The 22,517-nt window shown below is 73.8% G+C and carries 18 protein-coding genes; 4 read left to right on the forward strand and 14 right to left on the reverse strand.

What is annotated here, in order from left to right:
* The first annotated feature begins 67 nt into the window (after positions 1 to 67).
* Positions 68 to 676 carry a response regulator transcription factor gene (locus ACZ4TG_RS01240; protein ID WP_468159227.1) on the forward strand — a complete coding sequence of 203 codons (609 nt, stop codon included), beginning with the start codon at positions 68 to 70 and terminating at the stop codon, positions 674 to 676.
* Positions 677 to 706: 30 nt separating this feature from the next.
* Here ACZ4TG_RS01240 and ACZ4TG_RS01245 read toward each other — a convergent pair whose 3' ends face one another.
* The 4 genes from ACZ4TG_RS01245 to lanKC form a co-directional block, all read right to left on the reverse strand.
* Positions 707 to 2,536, reverse strand: a complete 1,830-nt coding sequence (locus tag ACZ4TG_RS01245; RefSeq protein WP_468159228.1) for an ATP-binding cassette domain-containing protein — start codon at positions 2,534 to 2,536, stop codon at positions 707 to 709.
* Positions 2,533 to 4,362, reverse strand: coding sequence for an ABC transporter ATP-binding protein (locus tag ACZ4TG_RS01250; protein WP_468159229.1), 1,830 nt, complete (start codon positions 4,360 to 4,362; stop codon positions 2,533 to 2,535). The genes ACZ4TG_RS01245 and ACZ4TG_RS01250 overlap by 4 nt, the downstream gene beginning before the upstream one ends.
* Before the next feature lie 77 nt (positions 4,363 to 4,439).
* Positions 4,440 to 4,574, reverse strand: a complete 135-nt coding sequence (locus ACZ4TG_RS01255; protein WP_376196603.1) for a SapB/AmfS family lanthipeptide — start codon at positions 4,572 to 4,574, stop codon at positions 4,440 to 4,442.
* Positions 4,571 to 7,207 (reverse strand): class III lanthionine synthetase LanKC, encoded by a 2,637-nt coding sequence (lanKC, locus tag ACZ4TG_RS01260; protein WP_468159230.1) that lies wholly within the window; start codon positions 7,205 to 7,207, stop codon positions 4,571 to 4,573. Before lanKC ends, ACZ4TG_RS01255 begins: the two co-directional genes overlap by 4 nt.
* Positions 7,208 to 7,530: 323 nt before the next feature.
* Here lanKC and ACZ4TG_RS01265 point away from each other — a divergent pair, with 323 nt between their 5' ends.
* Entirely contained in the window at positions 7,531 to 8,076 is a 546-nt protein-coding gene (locus tag ACZ4TG_RS01265) for a TlpA family protein disulfide reductase (RefSeq protein ID WP_468159231.1), read from the forward strand.
* 38 nt (positions 8,077 to 8,114) lie between these two features.
* On the opposite strand, the gene ACZ4TG_RS01270 is transcribed toward ACZ4TG_RS01265, so the two are convergent.
* The 10 genes from ACZ4TG_RS01270 to ACZ4TG_RS01315 form a co-directional block, all read right to left on the reverse strand.
* Positions 8,115 to 8,975 carry an MBL fold metallo-hydrolase gene (locus ACZ4TG_RS01270; RefSeq protein ID WP_468159232.1) on the reverse strand — a complete coding sequence of 287 codons (861 nt, stop codon included), beginning with the start codon at positions 8,973 to 8,975 and terminating at the stop codon, positions 8,115 to 8,117.
* Positions 8,976 to 9,017: 42 nt separating this feature from the next.
* Complete coding sequence (locus ACZ4TG_RS01275) at positions 9,018 to 9,362, reverse strand: hypothetical protein (RefSeq protein WP_468159233.1); 345 nt, start codon at positions 9,360 to 9,362, stop codon at positions 9,018 to 9,020.
* 243 nt (positions 9,363 to 9,605) lie between these two features.
* On the reverse strand, positions 9,606 to 9,761 hold the full coding sequence (locus ACZ4TG_RS01280) for a DUF6131 family protein (RefSeq protein ID WP_468159234.1): 156 nt from the start codon (positions 9,759 to 9,761) through the stop codon (positions 9,606 to 9,608).
* Positions 9,762 to 9,809: 48 nt separating this feature from the next.
* Positions 9,810 to 10,280 carry a hypothetical protein gene (locus tag ACZ4TG_RS01285; RefSeq protein WP_468159235.1) on the reverse strand — a complete coding sequence of 157 codons (471 nt, stop codon included), beginning with the start codon at positions 10,278 to 10,280 and terminating at the stop codon, positions 9,810 to 9,812.
* 131 nt (positions 10,281 to 10,411) lie between these two features.
* On the reverse strand, positions 10,412 to 13,234 hold the full coding sequence (locus ACZ4TG_RS01290; RefSeq protein ID WP_468159236.1) for a DUF5682 family protein: 2,823 nt from the start codon (positions 13,232 to 13,234) through the stop codon (positions 10,412 to 10,414).
* Positions 13,231 to 14,343: an ATP-binding protein gene (locus tag ACZ4TG_RS01295; protein ID WP_468159237.1), complete on the reverse strand. Its 1,113-nt coding sequence runs from the start codon at positions 14,341 to 14,343 to the stop codon at positions 13,231 to 13,233. Before ACZ4TG_RS01295 ends, ACZ4TG_RS01290 begins: the two co-directional genes overlap by 4 nt.
* A 12-nt stretch (positions 14,344 to 14,355) precedes the next feature.
* Entirely contained in the window at positions 14,356 to 15,780 is a 1,425-nt protein-coding gene (locus tag ACZ4TG_RS01300; RefSeq protein WP_468159238.1) for a vWA domain-containing protein, read from the reverse strand.
* The gene (locus ACZ4TG_RS01305) at positions 15,777 to 17,168 is read right to left on the reverse strand and encodes a hypothetical protein (protein WP_468159763.1); all 1,392 of its coding nucleotides are present in this window, start codon (positions 17,166 to 17,168) and stop codon (positions 15,777 to 15,779) included. Before ACZ4TG_RS01305 ends, ACZ4TG_RS01300 begins: the two co-directional genes overlap by 4 nt.
* Complete coding sequence (locus ACZ4TG_RS01310; protein ID WP_468159239.1) at positions 17,168 to 17,638, reverse strand: hypothetical protein; 471 nt, start codon at positions 17,636 to 17,638, stop codon at positions 17,168 to 17,170. The genes ACZ4TG_RS01305 and ACZ4TG_RS01310 overlap by 1 nt, the downstream gene beginning before the upstream one ends.
* Positions 17,639 to 17,892: 254 nt before the next feature.
* Positions 17,893 to 19,917: a Dyp-type peroxidase gene (locus ACZ4TG_RS01315; RefSeq protein ID WP_468159240.1), complete on the reverse strand. Its 2,025-nt coding sequence runs from the start codon at positions 19,915 to 19,917 to the stop codon at positions 17,893 to 17,895.
* 517 nt (positions 19,918 to 20,434) lie between these two features.
* On the opposite strand from ACZ4TG_RS01315, the gene ACZ4TG_RS01320 reads away from it, so the two are divergent.
* Positions 20,435 to 21,409 carry a nucleoside hydrolase gene (locus ACZ4TG_RS01320; RefSeq protein WP_468159241.1) on the forward strand — a complete coding sequence of 325 codons (975 nt, stop codon included), beginning with the start codon at positions 20,435 to 20,437 and terminating at the stop codon, positions 21,407 to 21,409.
* A 101-nt stretch (positions 21,410 to 21,510) separates the two neighbouring features.
* Entirely contained in the window at positions 21,511 to 22,497 is a 987-nt protein-coding gene (locus ACZ4TG_RS01325) for an NAD-dependent epimerase/dehydratase family protein (protein ID WP_468159242.1), read from the forward strand.
* The last annotated feature ends 20 nt before the right edge of the window (positions 22,498 to 22,517 follow it).

Raw genomic sequence — 22,517 nt, forward strand, 5'->3', positions numbered from 1 at the left:
TTCCATCAGTCCGGTACGCGGGCAGCCGCATCATGCCGTGGTCGACTACCGAAGGAGCCCATCCGCCATGACGAAGGTCCTGGTCCTGCACAGCGTCCGGCTCGTCCGGTCCTCCCTCGCCGCCCTGTTGAGATCCGAAGGACCCTTCGAAGTCGCTTCCGCGGGCTGGAGGGCCGCAGGACGCGAGGCCGAGGCCTTACGACCAGACGTGACGGTCGTCGACCTCGACTGTCCGGGCGCGGCGCAGCTCCTGGCGGGGGCCGACCGCCGGGACCGCGATGACCTCGCCCCGCCCACCCCGGTACTGGTGCTGGCCTCGGCCGGTACCGCGGGACCGCTGCGGCGCGCGTTCCGGGCGCCCGTGCTGGGCTGCGTCGACAAGGACGGCTCGCCGGGACGGCTCGTACGGGCCGTCCGCAGGGTCGCGGCAGGCGAGCGCTTCGTCGACTCCGCACTGGCCTCCGCCTGCATGGAAGCCGATCCGGTACCGCTCAGTCCGCGCGAACTGAGCGTGCTGGCCCGGGCGGCGGAGGGCGACTCGATCGCCGAGATAGCCAGCGCCCTGCACCTGGCCAGCGGAACGGTACGGAACTACATGGCCGCCGTCACCCGCAAGACCGGTGCGCGCAACCGCATCGACGCGATCCGGATATCCCGCAGGGAAGGCTGGGTCTGAGGCGGAGCACGGCCCGCACGCGGCCCGCCCTCAGCCGTCCCCCGCACCCTCCCAGAGCCCCACCAGGTCCCGGTACAGGGGTGACCGGGCCGGGAGCTCCGCGTGCGTGCCGCACACCGCACGGGTTCCGTCCAGTACGAGGACCCGGTCGGCCCGCGCCGCGGACGAGATGCGGTGCGCCACCACGACCAGCGTGCCCGGGCGGGCGGCGAGAGCCCGCTCGGCGCGCTCCTCGGTCCTGAGGTCGAGATGGCAGGTGGCCTCGTCGAGGAGCAGCAGCGGAGCAGGCGAGAGGTGGGCGGCGGCGAGCGCGAGGTGCTGGCTCTCGCCCTGGGACAGCCGGCGCGGGGAGACGTTCCCGTCCAGGCCGCCCAGCCGTTCGACGAGGCCGTCCAGCCCCAGGTCGGCCACCGCGCTCCTGATCCGGGCCTCGTCGGGTGTCCGGTCGCCGGGGCAGAGGTGGGTCAGGTTCTCCCGGACCGTGCCGGTGAACACGTAGGCCTGCTGCGGCAGCAGGGTGCGCCTCGGGTCCGGTCCCGGCGCGCCGGAGCGGGCGCGGGCGGCTGCGCCGGCGACCAGGACCGTGCCCCGGCCGGGCGTCAGCAGGCCGGCCAGCAGGGCGGTGAGCGTGGACTTGCCGATGCCGCTCGGTCCGACCACCGCGAGGTGTTCCCCCGGGCGGACCACCAGGTCGAGGCCGTCGAGCAGGGGGACCGCCCGGGGGCCGTAGGCGAAAGTGACGTCACGCAGCTCGACGGCGTGGGCGAGGGCCGCAGGGGGCGGGGAGGCCGCCTCTGCCGGAAGCCCGTGGTGCGCGGCCGCCTCCGCCGGAAGCCCGTGGTCCGCGGCCGCCTCGGCCGGAAGCCCGTGGTCCGCCGTCCGGGCCGCTGCCTCCGGCGGCGGCTCGCAGAAGCGTTCCAGTACCACCAGCAGGCGGGTGCCCGCCGAACCCAGCGCCGTCATCAGGGAGTTGAGGGCGGGGAGCAGGGCTTGTACGAGGTAGGTGAGCGCACCCACGAGCGTTCCGGCGGTGATCCCTCGCCCCAGCAGCCACGGGGCCGCCGCCAGCAGGGCGATCACCGGCAGCCGGCCGGCAGCCGCCAGGGCGATCGTGCGGACAGCCGCCCACCGGGAGAGGCGGCGGGCCAGCCGCTCCTGGGCGGCGATCAGTGTCTCCACACCGGCGCCCGCCGCCGCTCCCCCGCCGCAGGCCACGATGTCCCGCAGCCCCTCGCCCAGCGCGCCCAGCCGGCGCGACAGCGCCTCGTCGGTGTCCAGGGCGTCGCGCTGTACGGCGGCCATGGGCCGCAGGGTCGCCAGGAAGAGGCCCAGCCCCAGCAGGAGCGGGGGCAGTACGACGAGCAGCAGCACCGGGGCCAGGGCCGCCATGCCGGCGAGCGCGCCCACGGCCGTGAAGGCGAACGACCTCGCCGTGAGCACGATGCCGGCGAAGGAGTCGCGGGCCATCTCCGTCTGCTGGGTCAGCCGGGAGACCGCGCCCGCGTCGGCGGCCCTGGCCGGGTCGGCGAGGGCCCGGTCCAGCGCGTGGCGCACCGCCCTGCGGACGAGTCCGTCGCGCAGCGGCTCCACCAGGTCGGCGAGTCCGGCGAACACCCCCCGCAGCGCGAACGCGCCGAGCAGCGCGCCGAGTCCGGCCACGGCGAGCCAGCCGAGGCCGGTTCCGGTGCGGCCGTCGAGGAAGCCGTCGTCGAGGGCCCGGGCCACGCCGTAGCCGGTGAGGAAGGTGTGCGCGGACTCCAGGAGGGACCAGCCCGCGAGCCTCCCCAGGGCGCCGGTACGTTCGCGCAGGAACCGCCGGGCGTCGGGGGCGATCCGCCGCCAGGCGCCGTGCTCCGTCACCGGGCCGCCCCCCGGCTCCTCGGGGCGGCCCGGTCGACCGCGGCATCGGCATCGGCGGCGTCGGCCTCGGCGGCGTCGGCGGCGAACACGGCCCGGTATCCCGGGTCCCGCCACAGCTCGGCATGGGTGCCGGTGGCCCGGATCCGCCCCTGCTCCAGCCAGACCACGAGGTCGGCCCGGGCCGCCGTGGAGACCCGGTGGGCGATGAAGAGCCGGGTTCCGGCCCGGACCTGTTCCGCGATGGCCCGCTCGACCTCCCGGGCGGTGACCGTATCGAGGCTGGAGGTGGCGTCGTCGAGGACCAGCAGCCGTCCCGCATGGCAGAACGCCCTTGCCAGGCCGAGGCGTTGGACCTCGCCGCCGGACATCGGGGCGTCGCCGACCGGTGTGCCGTATCCCTGGGGCAGCCGCTGTACGAACAGGTCGGCGCCCGCCGCCCGCGCGGCCGTCCGTACCGCTTCGGGGCCCGGTTCGGGGCCGGCCCCGAACGCGATGGCCTCCCCGACGCTCCCGCCCACGAGCGCGGGCCGGTGGAAGGCGTGTCCGACCTCGCGGCGCAGCGCCTCGGCGGTGAGTTCCCGCAGCGGCACGCCGTCCAGCAGCACCTGACCGGAATCGGGATCCGCCAGACGGCCGGCCACTGCGGCGAGCAGCGTCTTGCCCGAGCCGGAGCTACCCACCACGGCGGCCGTGGTGCCGCCCGGGATCAGCAGGCTGATGCCGCGCAGCACCGTCGAGCCGCCGCGCACCACGTGTACGCCGCGCAGCTCCAGGGTGCCCGGGCCGCCTTCGGGGAGCCGCGAGCCGCCGTATTCCAGTGCGGGCAGCGTGAACAGTCCGGCGGCCAGCCGCGCGGCGGCCCGCCCGCGCACGGCGGCGCTCAGCTTTCCGGTGACGGCCCCGATGCCGGCGGCGAGGCCGGCGTAGCGGACGGCGGCGAGCAGTTCCCCGACGTCGAGCGCTCCGGCGGACAGCCGGATGCCGCCCACGCCGAGTACGACGTACAGCAGCAGCGGCATGAGGGCTGTCGTGCGGGCCATCGTGCCGCCGTAGACCCGCCACATCCGCCGGCCCTCGGTGTCGAGTTCGGGCAGCCGCGCGAGGATCCTGGCGCGTTCCCGGGCTGCGGTTCCGGCGGCGGCGATGGTGCGTGCCCCGGCCAGGGCCTCGACGAGGCGGCCGGCCGTGGCGAGCTGCGCCTGCTGGTAGCGGGAGACGCTGGCGGAGGAGTCGCGGGCGAAGGCCCGCAGCAGGAGCACCAGCAGCGGCAGGCCGGCGAGGAAGGCCAGGGCCGTCCAGGCGTCGATGACGAAGAGCGCGACGAGGCCTCCGAGCGGGGGCAGCAGGGAGGCGGCTCCGGTCGCGAGGGTGGCCGGTACGGTGCCGGCCTCGGTGGCGTGCGCGGTGAGTCGGGCGGCGATGTCGCCGGGGGCGTGCCGGGCCGCGTGGTGCGGGGCGGTGTCCAGGAGCCGGGCGAGGCCGAGCCGGCGCAGCCAGGCCGTGGAGCGCGCGTCCGTCCCGCCGGTGAGCCGGGTCGTGCCCGCGTCCAGCAGTACCTCGGCCGCGATGACCCCGGCGCACAGCAGGGTCCACAGGGGGGCGGACGGATCGTGGCGGAGCAGCAGGTCGAGTGTGTGGCCCAGGATCGCGGGTTCCGCGAGGGCGGCGGCCGAGGCTGCCGTCGCGCATCCGAGGACGGCCGCGAGGCGTCCGGCGCTGTGCCTGGCGGCCGCCAGGAGCGCTCGGTCGGCCGGGCGCGCGTCCTTGTCCTCGGGCGTCCCGGGGCCGACGGGGGCCGGTTCCGGCGGGTCGTCGTGCGGGGTCATCCGCGGCGGCTCCAGACATGGGGTGCGGGGCCCGGACGGCGAACCGTCCGAGCCCCGGATATGGCCTGCCGACCCGGTCAGTTACAGGTCGTGACGCTCAGGCTGCTGTCACCGCAGAGCAGCAGGCTGGCCCGGCTTCCGCCGCCGGTCATCGCGGCCTCGGTGGTCTCTTCCTTGGGGGTCTCCATCGACTGCAGGTCAAGAAGCGTCATGTCGGTTCCTCTTCTTCTCTGGGGGTGTTCCGATGGGTCACGGTCCCGTGCGGGACCGGCTTGGGGGCCGTCGCGGCGCTGCGCGGCGGCGGTAGGAACGGCAGGTGCGCGCGCCCGCCGGGAGCGGCGCTGCCGAGGGCGAGGAGTGCGCCGGCCGTGCCCGTGGCGAGGTCCATGGACAGCCGCATCATCTGCTCGCCGGGGAAGGCCAGGTGGCCCTGGTACGGGACGGCGTGCCGGGCCAGGGCCTCGATCTGGCGCGCGATGTCGTCGGGCCTGGTTCCGGGGCCGGGTGTGGTGGTCCGGGCGAGGTGGAGGATCATTCCGGCGGCGCCGCGGAACAGGCCGGGCTGGGCGTAGAAGGTGGCCTGGGCGGCGCGCACGATCCCGCGCCGGGCCTCCTCGAAGCGCTCGTCCGCGCCGTGCTCCAGCCAGTCGTCGAGCACCATGCCGATTCCGGCGCTGCCCTCGCCGAGGTACGGCATGGTGCGCCAGCCCTCGTCGACCTGAAGGGTGCCGAACGCGCTCGTCACGCAGCGGTCCAGGTCCCGGTGGAGAGCGTCCCTCGCGTGGGCCAGCAGCTGTTCGTCGCCGGTACGCTCGAACAGTCGCAGGAAGAGCAGTGCGGGACCGGCGTTGCCGTACAGGAGTCCCGCGCGGGTGAGGTCCGGTGCGGAGCCGGCCACCAGCTCGGCGCAGCGCAGGGCGGCGTTCTGCAGCCTGCTCTCGCCGGTCGAGGTGCCCAGGGCGTCCAGTGCCAGCCCGACTCCGGCGAGTCCGCTGTGCAGATCGGGGCCGATGGTCTGCCACGGCTGGCGCAGCAGTAGTCCGGCGAGGTCGAGCGCCCGGTCGCGGTGACCGAGGCGGTCCAGCGTCCAGGCGGTGCCGGCCAGCCCGTCGTAGAAGCCGAGGGGGGTGCCGGAGGCCGTCTCCTCGGTCTGCTTGAGCAGCCATTTCTCGGCCTCGGGCCAGGGCTCGGCGCCGGTCTCGGCGAGGGCGTAGAGGACCCCGGCGGCGCCGTAGCCGAAGCCGGTGCCGCCTCCGGCCGACGCGAACTGGGCTATGTCTCCGGGGAACAGCCGGTCCTCGCGGTCGAAACTGGCCGAGGAGCGCAGCGCCGCGGTCATCGACGCGCGGGCACGGGGCCAGTCGCCCGGTTCGACGGGCAGGTACGGTCCGGTGGCCGCGGTCGGGCGCCGGCCCGGTTCGCCGGGCGGCGGGTCGGAGAGGATCTCCTCGACGGCTTCGTCGAGGAAGCTCCTCGGTACGGGGAACTGTTCGGCGGCGATGTCCGCCAGGTGGGCCGCCTTCGCCCGGTCCAGGGCGAACAGGCTGGTCAGCGGCAGGAACAGGGCGAGTCTCAGGCAGGCGAGCGCATACCGGTCGACGGAGAAGCCGCGCCGTCCCGGCGGGGCGACGAACGCCGGGTTGGCGACGGTCTGCCGCAGCCCTTCGTCGATGTGCGCGGCGGCCTCGAAGTCCAGCAGTGCGACCGAGGGCGTTCCGTCTGCGTCCTCCGCCACCATGATGTTGAAGAGGTGGAGGTCGTTGAAGACCACGCCGCGGGCGTGTACGGCGTCCACGGCTTCCGTCACGCGCCGGTGGATCGTCAGGGCCCACTGGGTGTACGCCGCGAGCTCGGCCGGGTCGGGGTCCGCCTCGATCAGGGGGTGGCGGCGGGCGAAGTAGGTGTTGAGCGGCTTGCCCTCCAGGTACTGCAGGGCCAGGAAGTGGTGATCCCCGACGGTGAAGGTGCCGCGGACGGACGGGACGCAGTCCAGGCCTTCCAGCCGCTCCAGGGCGGCCTGCTCCCGGTGCAGCCGGGTCACGGCGTCGGCTCCGTCGGCGGCGAGGCCCGCGTACGGCCGGGCCTCCTTCAGGACCACGGGCTCACCGGTACGGCCGTCCGTCCCGGCGTAGACGCCGCCCCCGTTGGAGAAGTGCAGGGCGCGCTCGATCGTGTAGGGCACCTCGGTCAGGGTCACACCGGAGCGTGCGTCCAGGTGCGGCTTGAGGAAGGCGGGGAGGCTGACCCAGGAGGGCGGCTGGAAGGCCGGTCCGCGCGGGTCCGGGACGAGCCTGCCGTCGGGGGCCTCGATCGCCGGTACCAGTTCGCCCCGCGGGTCGTAGCAGTGCCGCAGGGTGTAGCTGCCGTAGCGCACGTGGACCGGTCCGGCGCCCCAGCGCAGGTCGCTGAGGATGTACGGTCCGGGCTCGCCGGCCAGCATGCCGTCGAGGTCCTCGGCGATGCGCCGGCACTGCTCCTCGTCGGCCGGGTACACGGTGATGAACTTCCCGCTCGCGGAGCGGTCGGCGTACTTGGCGTTGCGCAGGTGCAGCAGGTGGCGGCTCGGGACGAACTTGAAGGCGATGCGCCGGGCGACGCAGTACTCGTACACGCGGGTGAGTACCGACTCGGCATTGTCCAGGGTGGCCGAGACGTGGATCTTCCAGCCCTGGGAGGGCAGTTCGTCGCCGAGGGGGCGCAGCGCGTACCAGTCCCCGGTGCGGTGCGAGCGCCACCCGGTCGGTACGGGGGCGAGCGCCGGGCCGTAGTTCTCGTCGGCCCGTCGGTACGGAGCGTCGTAGAACCAACGGTCGGCGTCGCAGAAGGCTGCGTACCCCTTGTTCACTCCTGCTCCCTCGGTCGGCGGCAGGAACGACGGTGTCACGCGGGGCGCGGGCGCCGACAGTCACCGCTGTCACCGATCGGGTGTGCAGTACGCACGAGTCACTTGGCGCGGGACTCCTCGGGGCGGGAGAGGTGAGGGCCGGGGCCGGGAGCCGGGAGCCGGCGGGGACCATCAGGGTGAAGCCGCCGCGCGTACCGCGCTTCATCCCATCCGATTATCGGCCTGACCGTAGATTCCATACCGTCCTGGGAGCTCCGGCCGGCCGGCCCGGCTCCTTCGCTCCGGCCGTCGGCGTACGGGCCGGCCTTGCCCGGGAGAGTGCCATGGGATCTCGCGTCGCCGCCGCCGTCCTGCTCGCCGCGCTGACCCTGCCGCTGGCCGGCTGCTCGACCGGCGAAGCCGCACCCGGGGTCCGGGGGGCCGCCGGAGCACCGGCCGCCGCCCCGCAGAGGGCGGTCCCCTCCGCTCTGCGCTTCACCGCCAAGACCCTGGACGGCGCGTCCTTCGACGCCTCGACGCTCGCGGGCAAGCCCGTGCTGTTCTGGTTCTACGGTGCCGCGTGCGCGGAGTGCCCGGCCCAGGCCTTCGAGACCGCCGCCAGGGCAGACCGCTACGTCGGCCGCGTGCACGTGGTGGCGGTCGCCGAACCGGGCGGGGGGAACGGCCTGCAGGGCTTCGCCGCCCCCGCCGGCGCGGGCCGGCTCCCGCACCTCTCCGACGGCGACCACGCCGTGCGCGACCGGTTCCGCGCGGTGGGCATCAACACCTACGTCCTGCTCGACGAGGACGGCGAGGTCGCCTACCGGGGGGCGGGCGCGGACTCCGACAAGCTCGACGGCGAACTCGCGGCCCTCGCCTCCGGGATCTGACGGCTGCCGCGAGGCCGGTGCCCCGGGCGCCGCCCGGGTCAGTCGGTGTACGCCAGGATGAAGTCGTCGTAGGCGTGTGAGCCCGGCAGGCCCGCGGTCTCGTCGAGAGCCCGGCGCAGGGTGCGCAGATGGCCGGGGGTGAGCTGGAGCGGCGGCTCGTCGGGCTGGTGGGTGGTGCCCCGGGGGTAGTCGACCCCCTTCGTGGTGGTCATCTCGATGTGGCAGCCCAGGACATGGGTGACCGGCCGGGTGGCGCAGAAGTCCAGGAGCCGGTCGACGGTGTCGCTGTAGGCCTTCCGGTCGGGAACGTAGAGCCGTCCCGGGTAGAGCGAGTCGCCGGTCAGCAGCAGTCCTGTGTGGCGGTCGTGGAAGACCACCGCCGCCTCCTGGTGTCCGGGGCCGGGGACGAGGTCCAGGACGCGGCCGCCCAGGTCCAGCTCGCCTGCCCGGTCCGGCCATTCCTCGAGTCCGAAGTACGCCGTGACCTCGGCCAGGGCCGGTCCGACCAGCGTCGTGTGCGGTCGGTCCGTGAACTGGCCGTCGGCCGCGACGTGGTCGCCGTGGCCGTGGGTGTGGGCGACGACCAGGCCGTAGTCCTCCCGCGGCTGGCGCAGCAGCCAGTCCTCGATGAGGCCGTCGACCGTGGCGCGGAGCGGGAAGTGGGCGGCGTCGGAGGTGGCGCCGGTGTCGAGCAGCAGCGCGCGCTCGTTGCCGAAGAGGAGGAAGAGGAAGGGCGCCTCGTAGTGCACGGACTTGTTCTGCCGCAGGATCACCGTGTGCTCGGTGTACGGATGGACCTGGATCTCCGGGGCCGGATCGTGCTTGGGCGAAGGCCAGCCGGCATGCCAGACGGTGTCCAGGCTGCCGGGTACCGGGGCGTCCACAAGGAAATCGATCACCGGTCCAACCTACCGCCGCGGCGCGCCCCGGCGGGCGGGGGTCTAGTCCGCCGCGTCGAGCTGGAGGGTGAAGGAGGACGGGCCGTCGCGGAGAACCGAGAGGTTCTCCGGGAGGGCGCCGACGTCCTTGTGGTCCACGCTCTTCGAGTCCTCGTTCCAGACGAAGTAGAACGAGCCGTTGGCCACCACCTGCCCGGGCCAGGACCGCTCGCGGACGGTGACGTGCAGGATGTCCACGCCTTCGGAGGAGTGCTCGCCGAGGGTCACCGCGGTGTAGCGGCCGTCCCCCGATTCGTCCATCACCGGGGCGTATCCGAAGCCCTCGAGCGTCAGTGTGTACGGTTTGGCGGACTTGCCGGTGAGCCGGACGTTCACGTCGTAGGACATGGCGGCCTCTCGTTTCGCCGGGGCCGAAGGGCCTCGGTCAGGACCACTGTCCACCCGGGTGCCACCACCCCGTCGGCGCTTGGCCGCAATGTGTCCCTCAATGGCGCGTACGCGACCCCGTGGCGGCGTTGCGCTCAGGCCGGCGATGACCACGGGACGATCCCTGCGGCCGCCCCCTCGCGGCACGGCCGCGGGTCCCGCCCCCGCGAAGGGGTGGGACCCGAAGGCGCAGCCGGTATGCGCCTACCAGTAGTGCTTGCGTCCGCCCAGGGCGTGTCCCATGGCACCCAGGATCCACAGGATCACGCCCACGACGATGAGGATGATCCCGATGGTCCACAGGATGCTGATGTGGGCCACGATGGCGATGATGAGCAGGATGACTCCGAGCACGATCACGGTGTTCTCCGATCTCGCGAGATGTTCTGGCGTGCGGCCCCCGCCGCTTCAGTGTCCGAACAGGTGGTGCCGCCGTCGGTGGCCTCCGCCTCGGTCGGCAGGGGCGTCGACGGGAACGGGTTCGGGGGGAGGACCGCTCACCGGTTCCGCCGCGGCCTCCGCCCCGGCGGTGTCGCGCCGGACGGCCAGGTCGTCGCGGTCCTCTCGGACGGCGGCCGCCTCCCGGTCCTCTCGAACGGCGGCCGCCTCCCGGCGGGCGTCCCGGAGCTCGGCGCGTGCGGCCCGGCCCCTTCGATGGGTCCGGCGGGCACCTGCCAGCAGCAGGCCGAGGCCGAACAGCACGACCGCTCCGACCACTATCCCGTAGAGGAACAGCGTGCCGGTCGAGCCGGTGACGTGGTAGCCGAAGACCTCGAACCCCTCCCCGATCCCGTGGCCGCTGCCGGCGTTGCCGAGGACACCGGCAAGCCCGACGACGACCGCCACGATCAGGATGACCAGGCCGAGAATGATGAGCATGGCGCCCTCCCAGTTGTGGTGCGCCGGACCGGCACACGAGGCAGCCTTCACCCACGCCTCTGCCCGTTTATCCACCCCCTACTCAGCCCAATATTCACAATCCGGACAACGGCATCTTGACCCCGCCGAGGTCAGGGGCCTGCCAGCAGCACCTCCAGCGCCAGCGCCGTATCCGGGTGGCGATGGGCGAGCGCCGCGCCCGACGGGGCAGGATCCGCCGTCTCCCACGTCCCGTCGCAGCCCAGCAGAGCCGCCACCGCGTCGCACGTCTGCGGGTGCGCGGCGAGCAGCACGCTGCCGCTGTTCGCGCGCTGCGCGGGAAGCGCCGCCCCCGCCGCCGGCCGCTCCCGCCACGGCGGCACCCAGGCGTCCAGCGCCGCGAGCCGGCCGGGAAAGATCCGCCCGGCCTCTCGGATCAGCAGCGGGGCCAGCTCGGCGCCTTCGGCCCGCAGGGTCCTGATGAGGGTGGGCAGCCATGGCAGCAGCACGGGATCGGGCAGCCGTCCGAAGGCGTTCGACACCGCCTCCACGACGAAGTCGACCAGCTGCGGCACCGGCTCCAGCGCGTGCAGGAGACCGCTGAGGTAGCGCGGGTAGGCGGGCACCACCAGGGGGTTGCCCAGCAGGTCGTCGAACCGCTCGCGCAGGTCCGCACGCGAGAGCAGTCCGAGCTGTACCTGGGCCGCCCACAGCAGCGCGGTCTTGGACGGCTCCTCGGGGTGCGACTGCGCGAAGGCCAGTTCCAGCTGGGTCCGGTCGCAGCCGAGGGACAGCGCCAGACCCTCCATGCTGAACAGGAAGCCCAGCATCGCGGCGACCTGGCGCACGGTCGCGTCCTCGTCGGTGAACGCCGTCGGCAGCAGGGTGCAGTAGTGCGCGTAGCCGGCCTTGACGAAGGCCTCGATCCAGGCCGGCAGCACCGGCTCGCTGGTCCGGTAGTACGCCAGCAGCCGTCGTACCCTGCGCAGCACTTCCGGCGCGCCGTCGACGCTGCGCTCGGTCGCCAGGATCTCCAGGGCGCGCGTGCCCAGTTCGTCGGCGAGGCGGCGGCTGCGCAGGTACAGCGTCGCGTCCTCGACGGCCTGCAGGACGGTCGCCGTGGTGGCCTGCGGGCCGTACGCCGTGCGCCGAAGGCGCTGTTCCAGGACCTGCTCGATGCTGACGCCCTCGTAGCCGAGCTCGATCAGTGCCCGCTGGTGGGTGCCCAGTGCCAGGTCCCACGACTCCTGGATGGGCCGCTCGCCGAGCCTGCGCTCGCCCATGATGGGCCGCGCCGTGCCCTCCGGCATCAGATGGCGCAGCATCCACAGCACGTCCGAGCACTGCTCCAGCTCCGGCCGGGAGGCCATGTCCAGCAGGGCCCGCCGGACACCGCGCTGTTGGAGCTTGAGGTTCAGGGGCGCGAGCCGGTCGTGCACGTCACGCGCGAGCGGGGGCAGGGCCTCGTAGCCGACCTGGCCGATCCGGTCGCCGCCCATCATGATCTCCACGAGGCGGCGGACGTCGCGCCGTCCCGGGACGGTGTCCTTCTCGATGCAGGTGATCGCCGCGTCCTGGAAGTCGTACGGCGTGGGGTTGGCCCGGTCGCGCATCCCGGCGAGCAGGATCGACGTCTCGAACACGGCGATGGCGTCGGCGGTGGAGGCGAGGTACCCGGCCCGGCGCGCGGCGCGCACGATCTCCACCGACCAGTTGAGCAGTTCGGCCTCGTCCAGACGGTCGAGGACGGGCGGGCGCCGCAGGAAGCCGGAGAGCTTGTCCGAGGGGACGTCCGGGGCTGCGTCCGGGGCCGCGGGGGCCGGCCGCGCCGGGGTCTTCCCCGGTTTCGCGGCCTTCTTTGCACCCGCCTGCCCGGCGAGCCGGAACGGCTGCACCCGCGTGCGCCGGAGGTTCTTCGCCCACTGGGTGGCCGCGATCGACACCGAGCCGGCCGCGAGGCCGAACTGCGCCTCGATCGCCGCGTGGCTGGACGGGATGAGGCCGTGCTGCCAGGTGCTCGCGCTGGGCGGGCTGATCTCGAACGCGTCGGCGCCGTGGACGCCGAACTCCTCGACCCGGCTGGCCGCGTGGAACGCGCCGCAGACGTAGAGGCAGTCCGCGGGATCGGTGCCGGACGCGGCGAGGTGTTCGCGCATCCTGGTCCACATGTGGCGCTCGCGGTCCTCGTCCACCCGTACCCGCTCCGGGTCTCCGGGGGCCAGGCGGCGGAACAGGCTGCCGATCAGCAGCATGACCTGCCGGTAGGTGTCGTGGTCGCTGTCGCCGAGCGGCAGCTCGACGTACTGGTGCCACCACTCCGACCAGTGCCGCACCCGGCCGTGGTGCAGCAGGTGCTCCTCCAGTTCGGCGAAGCGGGGCCGCAGGTCGCCGATCTCCACGCCCACCGCGTCGCCGTGGAGCGCGGCCTCCTCCTCGGCCGGCGGCACGTCGGGGTCGGCGCCCTCGGCCGGTTCGGCGGAGTGGATCCCGCGTGCCTGCCACTGGAACACGTGGTCCGAGGAGCGGTCGACCAGGACCAGCTCGACGCCGGGCGTGTCCAGGGCGTAGGCGATCGCCTGGTATTCGGCGGAGGCCTCGGTGATCGGTGCGACGACCGACAGCGGCGCCCATTCGGCCGGGAAGCCCTGGACCTCGCTGGCGTACGCCTGCACCGCCACCGGGAGCCGGCAGTTGCGCAGCTCGGTCAGGAGCGGCGCCATGTCCTCGCACAGCTCCAGGTAGACCACCTTGGGCTGCTTCTCCCGCAGCCGCCGCGCCATCGCGATCGCGGAGGCCGGCGAGTGGTGGCAGACGGGGAAGACCTCCAGCGGTTCGCGCACCGCGCGGTCGACGTCGTCCACGATGCCCAGGAGGATGCCCTCCAGTGCGTCGGGCCCGTCGGCGAAGGCGGTGGCCGCCTCCTGCAGCTGCGCGCGCAGCGCTGCGAAGGCCGACCCCTCGTGCACGGGGGTCATGACAGGGTGGCGATCGCGTCGCGGCCGCCCTCCAGGAACTCCGGCCAGGAGCCCCCTTCTTCCTTGCTGCGCGGCTCGACGACCCCGTGCAGGTACTTGTTGAGGATGGCCAGGTCCTCCGGTTCGCGCCGCGCCAGCGATCCGACGAGCGAGGAGGCGAGGGTGTGGGCGGTCAGGGCGCGCTCGCCGAAGAAATTGCTGTGCAGGATCGCGTCTTCGAGCACGCCGATCTGCTCGGCGGTCGAGAGCGCGGACTCCAGCTTCTCGTCGTCGCTGCCTGCCGCGGCGGCGGAGGCCCGCAGGTCGCCGAAGCTCTGGAGCAGTACGTCGAGCAGGGTCGGCGGTACGTCCAGGTCGATCTGGTGGCGGCGCAGCAGTTCCTCGGTGCGGAAGCGGACGATCTCCGCTTCGCTCTTCCTGTTCGTCACCACCGGGATCCGGACGAAGTTGAAACGGCGCTTGAGGGCCGAGGACAGGTCGTTGACGCCCCGGTCGCGGCTGTTGGCGGTGGCGATGATCGAGAAGCCCGGCTTGGCGAAGACGATGTTGTCGCTGTCCAGCTCCGGGACCGAGATGTACTTCTCCGACAGGATCGAGATCAGCGCGTCCTGGACGTCGCTGGTGGAGCGGGTGAGTTCCTCGAAACGGCCGATCGCGCCCGACTCCATGGCGGTCATGATCGGCGAGGGGATCATCGACTCCCTGGACTGTCCCTTGGCGATCACCATGGACACGTTCCAGGAGTACTTGATGTGGTCCTCGGTGGTGCCGGCCGTGCCCTGCACGACCAGGGTGGAGTTGCGGCAGATCGCGGCGGACAGCAGTTCGGCCAGCCAGCTCTTGCCGGTTCCCGGATCACCGATCAGCAGCAGGCCCCGGTCGGAGGCCAGCGTGACGATGGACCGCTCGACGAAACTCCGGTCGCCGTACCACTTCTGGGCGATCTCCCGGTCGAGGCCGTCGGAGCGCTCGGAGCCCAGGATGAAGAGGCGGACCATCTTCGGGGACAGCCGCCAGGAGAAGGGCTTGGGGCCGTCGTCTACGGATTCCAGCCAGGCCAGTTCCTCGGCGTACTTGATTTCGGCAGGGGCGCGCAACAGGTCGGACATATCGGGGCCTTTCTAAGCGAGAAAAGTTTTGAGTTCGTGAACGAGCTTGCGGATGTGGCCGGAGAGGACCGGCGTACCGAGGTCTTTGAACCGCTCTCGGAACCAGGGGTTGACGCTGCCGCGGCCCGAGCTGGTCACCGAGCCGACCGGGATGAACTTGGCCCCCGAGCGGTGAATGGCGGCCATGCTCTCGAAGAGCGGCTCGGAGCGCCATTCGTAGAAGTCCGAGATCCACACCACGACGGTGTTGCGGGGCTCGGCGATCTTCGGCTGGGCCAGTGCCATGGCGACCGTGCCGTCGGTGCCGCCGCCGAGGTTGGTGCGCAGCAGGGTCTCGAAGGGGTCGTGCACCCACGGCGTGAGGTCGAGCGCCTGGGTGTCGTAGGCGATCAGGTGGACGTCCACCTTGGGCAGCCCCGCGAAGATGGAGGCCAGGATGGTGCAGTTGACCATCGAGTCGACCATCGAGCCCGACTGGTCGACGACCACGATCAGCCGCTGTGGGGTGGTCTTGCGCGCGGTGTGGCGGTAGTAGAGGCGGTCGACGTACAGCCGCTCCTCTTCGGGGCTCCAGTTGGTGAGGTTCTTCCAGATCGTCCGGTCGAGGTCCAGGTTGCGGAAGACCCGCTTGGGCGGGACCGAGCGGTCCAGGGCGCCGACCGTGGCCTTCTCCACCTGGGTGCGCAGTACTTCGGCGACCTCGTCGACGAAGCGGCGGATCAGGGCCTTGGCATTGGCCAGTGCCACGCCCGACAGGTTGTCCTTGTCGCGCAGCAACTGCTCGATCAGCGACATGCTCGGTGTGAGCTGCGCGGCGAGCCTGGGGTCGGAGAGCACCTCGCGCAGACGCATCCGCTTGACGAGGCCCGCTTCGATGGCGCCGAGCTCCGGGCCGATCTCCGGGATCAGCCGGCCGAGGTCGGGTGCCGTGCCGCGGCCGCCGGTGCCCGTCGGGCTGACGCCGCGCCCGCCGGCGCGGCCGCCGCGCAGCTCCCCCGGCTTGCAGCCGAGCGCCCGCTCCAGCCAGCCCGCGTCGGACTGCCAGCGCGAGAGCTGTCCGGCGGTGACGGTGCCGGAGGGGGAGGAGTAGACGTTGAGCAGCACCTTCGACACCAGTGCCGCGCGCCGTACCTCGGCGGCGCGGTCCCGCCCGCCGGCGCCGTCGCCTTCGGCGTCCGGCTCGGAGCCGGCCTCGGCCTCGGGCACCATCAGGCCGTCGAACTCGGCGGCCAGCTCGGGGTGGCGCTGCACGATCGAGTCGACGGAGGCCTGCGGGTCCAGGAGTGCGGTCGGCAGGCCGGTGTCCTCGACGACGGCGAGGCTCGCCGATTCCAGCGTCGGCTGCTCCTCCGGGTCGAAGAGCCGGGCGAGGAGGCGCCAGTACAGGACCTGCCGGCGGTTGTCGTCCGCGGTCGGCAGGGGGTTCGGTCCGGTCATTTCCGCAACAGCCTTCCGGCGCGCTCGCGCAGTACCGACGCGGCGTCGGTGGCGGCCTTCTCGGCCTTGGTCCCGGCCTTGTCGGCAGTACCTCCGGCCCACGCTCCGGCGTGGATCGCGACGGCCTTCTTCCGTACGGTGGTTTCGACGGCGAGGGGCTGGATCCGGTACGCCCCGGCGTCCCAGCGGAGCAGGCCGATGCACGCGTTCGACGCGGTGACGGCTTCGGGCGTGAGCGGCCCGGCGGTCGGAACGCGGTCGGCGTCGACGGCCAGCCGGTGCCCGGCGACCGTCAGCGTCAGGGCGTCGTCCTCCTCCTGTTGCGCGGCATAGCCCTCCAGGAAGACCGGTACGGCGATCCGCGCCGGGTGGCGGTCCAGGGCGGCGGTGGCCAGGACGGTCGCGGTGGGCAGCGCCACGCGGGCGGTGGTGAAGGCGTCGGCGGGCTCGCTCGGGCGGGCGTGCTCGTCGCTCCAGATCAGGTCGCCCTCGGCGGTGATCGGCATGTCCGCGAGGGCCATCGCGCGGCCCTCGCTGAAGGCCGCCAGGAGGGACATGTGCGGACGGAGCAGCTGCCAGAGGCCGGCCCCGACGACGGTGTCCGGCTTCGGCACGGACACGCCGGCCCGCACCAGGACGGGGGCGGCGCCGTCCGCGGGCTCGAACACCGCGTGCACCTGCGCCTGTACGGCGGTGGCGTGTTCGTGCAGGTCGACGCCGAGGGGCAGCAGTCGGCCGGTGGCCGTGCCGGTCACGGGCACGTCGGCCGCACCCGGCAGCGTCAGCAGCATCGCCCGCGACCACAGATCGGCCCAGCGGCGGGCCGGGACGATCTCCAGCGCCGCGCCCGGGCACGACGCGGCGAGTTCGGCGGCGAAGCCGTCGAGGAGCGTGGCCAGACGGCGCAGGGCCGGATCCGGGAGCATCGCCGAGACGACCTGCGCCGCCCCGGAGACCACGTCGTGGTCGATGCCCTGCCACCCGCAGCGCGCCAGCTCGCAGAGCCAGGCGCGGGCGGCCACGAGGAGGTTGACGCCCTGCTGCCCGCCGGGCACCGGAAGGCTTTCGCCGCTGTGTCCCCGGCCGGTCGCCTCCTCGACGCGGGCGATCAGCGCGTCGTGAACGGAGCCGAGCAGTGCGATGCGGGCGGCGGCGAGGGCGAGGAAGTCGTCCTCGCCCGCGGCTGCGCCCGCCGCCTTCGCGGCCGCCTCGGCGACCCTGGAGGCGAGCGGTGTCCCCGCGACGGCGTCGGCGAGCTCTGCCAGTTCGGCGGCCCTGTCCGGGTGGGGGCGGAGCAGGCCCGATACGAGAGCCCGGTCGAAGGAGTCGACGGCCGCCAGTGCTTCGTCGAGCCCGGCGATGGACTCGCCCAGCAGATCGGCGCGCATCACGCCACCGACCTGGTCGGCGGGAACCACTGCATCTCCGGCAACGGAGCGGTGGTCGGGGCGAGTTCCAGGTAGGCCAGGTGGCGCAGGAACCGGATGAAGACCGGGGCGGCCGCCTTGGAGTCCCCCGGCGCCGGCCGCGTGTCGCTCATGCCGGCGGTGACGGTCTGCGCGCTCGGCTCCCCCGCCACCGTCTCGACCCGCAGGTAGCGGCCGACGCGCACGGCGCCGTACTGCAGCACCGCCTCGCTGATCAGGGCCCGGATGTGGTTGCAGAACCCTCCCCGTGCGCCGCCGCAGGGCCGGTTGTTGTTCGTGCTGCAGGTGTACGCGTAGCTGCCGGCCGCGACCGACGAGACGTAGACCCGCTCTATGTCCGAGCCGCTGGACACCACACCCTGCAAGCGTCCGTCGGCCAGCTCGACGAACGGGACCTTGGCGAGCTTGCGCGGCCGTGCGGGCGGAATCACCCGCGCCGTGCTCGACCTCTCCCAATCTGACAACGCACCATCTCCTATGCACCGAGGGGGTTTCCGCGCCACATCGGCGGGACACGGCTGAACATACTTGCGGCCACTGACAACGCCGGTCACGGAGCACGGCTGGACACGGAGCACGGCGGCCGCCCCCGGGCGCGAAGAAGGGGAGGACCCCTGCCGGGGTCCTCCCCTCGTGCGGTGCGCGGAACAGCTGCGGTGCGGGCGGCCCCGCACCGCTCGGGGTCTCAGCCCCCGGACGTCCCCCAGACCGAGCCCCCTCGCTCCTGGCCCCTTCGCGAGAGGCGCCAGAGGTTCTTGCCCCCCTGGGTGATGACCACCTCGCCCGCCGGGCGGATCAGGAGCCGGGCGCCCTTGTGGCCGGCGGTCCGGGAGGACCAGGCCGACGTGCCGGCCGCGGTGAGGACGGTGAGCTCGCCGTCCGCGGTGAAGCGCGCCTCGGTTCCGGTGCCGGCGGTCCCGGTGTGCCACACGGCCCGGCCGTCACCGTCGTGGACGACCAGGTCGCCGGTGGTCTCCAGACTCAGGCGGACCGTTCCGGCGTCCAGGGTGTCGCCGGGGCGCAGCACCGTCCCGGGGTGGACTTCGATGGCATCGTCCAGGTCGCCCGCGGCCAGGGCGCGCAGGGTGGGCAGGGAGGGCGTGAAGGCGTACACGGCACCCTCGGTGCGGATGTACCGCTGGAAGGCGAGGGTGGTGGCGCGGCCGCCGCTCGCGGAGGGGGATTCGAAGGCGGCCGCGGAACCGGGTCCGATGACCGGGTCCGCGCCCGTGACGGGGTGCCGGCCGGGCGGGAAGTCCGACTCGTTGACCCAGCGCTTCGCGATGAACTCGAACTGTTCGACGAGGTCGGCCTGGTGGCTCACGAAGAGCAGCCCGCGCGAGGCGCCGTCGTCCCCGTCGGCGGGCGAGCCGGACGCCGGCAGGTGCGGGGGGCCGAAGGGGATGCCGCGCCGGATGATGCGGCGGGAGTCGATCTTGGCGGCCGGCTCGGCCGGGCGGCTGGGGGCCGGCGTGAGACCCGCGCGCGGGTTGCTCTTGCGGATGTGCGAGAACAGCGGCGTGACCCACCCCTGCAGGTCGTCGTGGAAGTCGAGCGCGCCGTCGATGTCCTGGCCGGGTACGGGTACCCGTTCGGCGGCCGGGCACGTGGCGACGGGAGCCCCGCCGGGCCACCGGCCGATCATGCGGGCGGCCAGCCAGGTGGGGTCGGCGTCGGCGGGCGCCGCGCCGGACTTCTTGAGTGCGGCGAGGCACTCGGCGGCCTGGTTCCACCATCCGGGGACGTCCTGCGCGAGGCGCCGTACGACATGGAACGAGCCTCCGGTGGCCCAGGCGGGCAGACCTGCGGGGCGCCCTCCGACCCGCTCGTGCCCGACCAGGAACTCGCCCGCGGGCACCAGGCGGGTGCCGGGCTTGCCCTGTACGGTCGCCGCGTTCCCGGGGTCGGCCGCGTCGAAGCCGCGTACTCCGGGCTGGCTGATCGCGTCGAGGAACCCGAAGTGCTCGTGCCCGCGCAGGTCGCCGGGGAGCGTGGCGCCGTCCTGGCGGAAGAGGACCGCGGCGTCGGCCCGGTCCAGTGCCTCGCGGTGGCGGTCGACCGCCTCGGCCAGGCGCCCGGAGTCGTCGGCGGCCAGGGTGAGGACCGCGTGCACGTCGTCCTCGGCCGCGCCGAACAGCCAGGAGCCGGGGGCGCTGGCCCCCGTGTCGCCGAGCTGCTCGGCGCGGGCTGCCGGCCCCTCGCGGAAGGCTTCGGCGGTGCTGCCCGCGGGGACGGCCGGAAAGGGGTCCTTGCCCGCGAGCAGGCTCAGGCCGGGGTGGGTGAGGCTCACGCCGGTCCACAGGACGGACATGGTGGTCGGGTCGACGCCGCCGCGGAGGTTGCGCGCCCGGCTGAAGTCGGTGTTGAAGCGGGCGACCTGATCGGTGGTGGAGAGTTCGGGCAGCAGTCCGCCGAGCCATCGGCGGGCCCCGTCGGCCCGGTGGAAGTGGACGAGGAGCAGGCAGACGTGGTCCTTGCGGAAGCCCGCCAGGATGTCGCCCTGGGTGGTGGTGTCGGCGCGCAGGGGAAGGTCCTGGGCCGCGGCCCGGGGCGCCGCGGGAGGCATGGCCCGGGGAAGTACGGGGGTGGCGGCGGTGGCCGCGGCGGCGGGAGTCCCGACGGCGAGCGCGGCCGCCGCGCAGGCCCCCGCGGCTACGACGGTCCGGCGGGTGGGGTGGTGCGGGGAGAGCGGGGAGGGCGGGGTGTGCAACAGGTCCTCCGAGCAGGGAGAGTGAGTGCGTGGCCGGACGCCTCCGGGAAGGCGGGCCGGGACAGCCGATGATCATCACCCTGGGCGATGGGCGGGGGACGCGCGAGGCGGGCGCACCGATGGGGTGACGGAGCGTCCGGTGACGGCCCGTCGGCCGGCCGGTGGCGGGGGGGCGGTACCGGTGGCCGGGCGGCGGTCTGCGGGGGCGGCCGTACGTGTGGCGCCGGCGGTTCCGGCGGCTGGTGTCGGCGGCCCGTCAGCTGGTATCGGGGCGGGTCCGTCAGCTGGTACCGGGCGGTCCGTCAGCTGGTACCGGGCGGTTCCGGCGGCCGCCGCGCCCGCGCCGCGAGGGGGCGGTCCGGGGTCCCGCAGCCGGTCTCCCCGCCGGTGGCGGTCGGCTCGCGCCGGAAGGCCGGTTCGAGTGGGCCGCCGGACGGGTGCGAGGGAGCACACTGGGACCAGGGCGACAGACCAGGGCTGTCCGCCGTGCCGGCGGGCCGAGGAAAGGTGGCCGACGTTGGCCGTTCCGATCATCATCGACTGCGATCCCGGGCACGACGACGCCCTCGCGATCATGCTGGCGGCGGGCGATCCCGCGGTCGACCTGCTGGCCGTGACCACGGTGGCGGGCAATCAGACCGTGGACAAGACCACCCTCAACGCCCTCCGGGTGTGCACGGTCGCGGGCATCACCGGCGTACCGGTCGCCTCGGGGTGCGCGCACCCCTTGGTGGAGCCGCTGAAGGTGGCCGAGGACGTGCACGGCGTGTCGGGGATCGACGGCCCGCGGTTCCCCGCGCCGACCGTGGCGGCCGTCCCCGAGCACGCCGTGGAGCTCCTCCGGCGGACCCTGACCGGGCACCCCGAGCCGGTGACGCTCGTACCGACCGCGCCGCTGACGAACATCGCCCTGCTGCTGACCCGCCACCCCGAAGTGGCGGGCCACATCAAGGAGATCGTGCTGATGGGCGGTTCGACTGACCGGGGGAACCGGACCCCGGCCGCCGAGTTCAACATCCATGTGGACCCGGAGGCGGCGGACATCGTCTTCCGCAGCGGCGTACCGGTGACCATGTGCGGGCTGAACGTCACCCATCAGGCCCTCGCCACGCCCGAGGTGCTGGCCCGTTTCGAGGCGCTGGACACGGAACTCGCCCGGATCTGCGTGGAGTTGCTGCGCTACTTCGCGGGCACCTACCGGCGGCTGTGGGGTTTCCCCGCACCCCCGGTCCACGACCCGGTGGCGGTGGCCCGCGTCATCGATCCTGGCATCGTCGCCTGCGTCGACGCGTACGTGGCCGTCGAGCTGCACGGCCGGCACACCCGCGGGGCCACCGTGGTCGACCTCCACGGGCAGCTGGGCCGGCCGGTGAACGCCCGGGTCGCCGTCGGGCTGCGTACGGACCTGTTCTGGGACCGGCTGGTGGCGGCGGTCGCCGCCCTGGGTTCGCCGGGCACAGGTACGCCGGGCACGGGTACGCCGGCGGCCTGAGCGCTCACGCCGCCCCCAGGTGCCGTACGACGCGTGCAGCGGAGGTCCGCCGTCAGCGAACCCGTCTGGGCCGCGCGCGCTCGCGGTGCTTGGGTACGGGAATGGAAATCTTGGTGCTGGGCGGAACGGCATGGGTGGGCCGGGAGATCTCGCGGCAGGCGGTGGAGCGCGGGCATCGCGTGACGTGCCTGGCCCGGGGCGAAAGCGGACGGGCGGCGGAAGGGACCAGGCTGGTGGCCGCCGACCGGCGCGACCCCTCGGCGTACGCGCCACTGCTCGACCGCACCTGGGACGCGGTGGTCGAGGTGTCGTGGCAGCCGGGTTTCGTGCGCGGAGCCCTCGACGCCCTCGCCGGCCGGGCGCGGCACTGGACCTACGTCTCCTCCGTCAGCGCCTACGCCTCCCACGCCGCCCTGGACGCGGACGAGTCCGCGGCCCTCCTCCCCCCGACCACTCTGAGCGAGGTCGACCGCGCGCTGTACGGCGAGGCGAAGGCCGCCTGCGAGGAGGCCTCGCGGGCGGCCGTGGGCGACCGCCTGCTCATCGCACGGGCCGGCCTCATCGGCGGACCCGGCGATCACACCGGACGGACCGGCTACTGGGCGACCCGCGCCGCACGCGATCCGCAGGGGCCGATGCTGGTGCCCGACGCGCCCGCCCTGCCCACACAGGCCGTCGACGTACGGGACCTCACCGGCTGGCTGCTCGACACCGCGGAGGCGGGTACCACCGGGACCTACGACGCCGTCGGTCCGGTGGTTCCGCTCGGGGAGTGGATCGAGCTGTCCCGCACCGCGGGCGGGCACACCGGTCCCGTGGTCGCCGCCGACTCGGCCTGGCTGCTGGCCAAGGGCGTTGCCGAATACATGGGAACCGGGTCGCTGCCGATGTGGCTGGTGGAACCGGGGTGGGAGGGGGCCTCCGCCCGGAGCGGGTCCGCCGCACGCGCGGCGGGGCTCCGCCACCGGCCCCGCGCGGAGCTGGTGGCCGACACCCTGCGCTGGGAGCGCGAGCAGGGTCTGGACCGGGACAGGCGGGCCGGTCTGAGCGCGAAGCGCGAGCGCGAGCTGCTCGACGCGCTCGGCTGAGTCCCCCGCCCGGGACGCCG

Source organism: Streptomyces sp. NPDC028314, assembly GCF_055565795.1.

Bases quoted from the DNA above. Each gene is read 5' to 3' on its own strand.
- ACZ4TG_RS01290 (WP_468159236.1), bottom strand. From the start codon at position 13,234: ATGACCCCCGTGCACGAGGGGTCGGCCTTCGCAGCGCTGCGCGCGCAG.
- ACZ4TG_RS01305 (WP_468159763.1), bottom strand. From the start codon at position 17,168: ATGCGCGCCGATCTGCTGGGCGAGTCCATCGCCGGGCTCGACGAAGCA.
- ACZ4TG_RS01295 (WP_468159237.1), bottom strand. From the start codon at position 14,343: ATGTCCGACCTGTTGCGCGCCCCTGCCGAAATCAAGTACGCCGAGGAA.
- ACZ4TG_RS01285 (WP_468159235.1), bottom strand. From the start codon at position 10,280: ATGCTCATCATTCTCGGCCTGGTCATCCTGATCGTGGCGGTCGTCGTC.
- ACZ4TG_RS01240 (WP_468159227.1), top strand. From the start codon at position 68: ATGACGAAGGTCCTGGTCCTGCACAGCGTCCGGCTCGTCCGGTCCTCC.
- ACZ4TG_RS01300 (WP_468159238.1), bottom strand. From the start codon at position 15,780: ATGACCGGACCGAACCCCCTGCCGACCGCGGACGACAACCGCCGGCAG.
- ACZ4TG_RS01275 (WP_468159233.1), bottom strand. From the start codon at position 9,362: ATGTCCTACGACGTGAACGTCCGGCTCACCGGCAAGTCCGCCAAACCG.
- ACZ4TG_RS01265 (WP_468159231.1), top strand. From the start codon at position 7,531: ATGGGATCTCGCGTCGCCGCCGCCGTCCTGCTCGCCGCGCTGACCCTG.
- ACZ4TG_RS01325 (WP_468159242.1), top strand. From the start codon at position 21,511: ATGGAAATCTTGGTGCTGGGCGGAACGGCATGGGTGGGCCGGGAGATC.
- ACZ4TG_RS01255 (WP_376196603.1), bottom strand. From the start codon at position 4,574: ATGACGCTTCTTGACCTGCAGTCGATGGAGACCCCCAAGGAAGAGACC.
- ACZ4TG_RS01250 (WP_468159229.1), bottom strand. From the start codon at position 4,362: ATGACCCCGCACGACGACCCGCCGGAACCGGCCCCCGTCGGCCCCGGG.